Raw genomic sequence first — 807 nt, 5'->3', positions numbered from 1 at the left:
AAGCGCGATCGGCCTTGCGGCAGCCGCAACATACACTGGCTCATTTACGCTAGTTTCAGACGACGGCTCTCCAATTAGTGTCGATACAACGACAGGCGGTATTGGGAACGCTGGCTTAGCTGTTGGAACGTATAGTGGCAACAACTCTGGTGTTGTAAGCGCGCCATCTCCGGGTGCAGCACTTGCATCTGGTGACATTGTTATAAATGGCGTTCCAGTTGGCCCTACTCTCACAACATTTGACACGGCGTCTACTGCCAACTCTGATCAAAGTGCTATCGCGAAAGCAGAAGCTATTAACCGTGTTAGCGAGCAAACCGGCGTTGTGGCGAAGGTCAACGCTAACATATTAAATGGCGGAGGGCTGACCACTGGTACTGCGATTACGGGTACTTTCGATATTAATGACGTGAGCATTGATATTTCTGTGAGTGCTACGGCAACGACAACCGATATTCAAAACGCAACAATCACTGCGATCAATAACAAAGCTGGTCAGAGTGGTGTCCGCGCTGAAGCATTCGGTTCAACTTACCGACTCATCGCTGAAGATGGTCGAAACATGGTGCTCGACAACTACACCGGCGCTGTTACAGCGAGTTTCGCTAACTTGGGTCTTCCAGCAACTGGTACAGAAACACGCGGCACAATCTCACTTGAATCATCAGGTAAGATCACGCTTGAAACTCTCACCGGCAACATCGGCAATTCAGGCTTCGAAGTTGGCGAATATGGTGGCGCGGAAGATGGCATTCTTGTTAAAGACATTGACGTCTCTACGGTTGCCGGCGCAATCGCAGCACTTGA

Annotated in this window: 1 pseudogene; it reads left to right on the top strand. The window is 50.2% G+C overall.

Annotated elements, in window-relative coordinates:
* Window positions 1-807 (top strand): annotated as a pseudogene (locus A3738_RS31640) (flagellin); the annotation flags it as partial.

Source organism: Oleiphilus sp. HI0066 (assembly GCF_001635725.1).
This window is presented reverse-complemented; position numbering and strand designations above follow the sequence as displayed.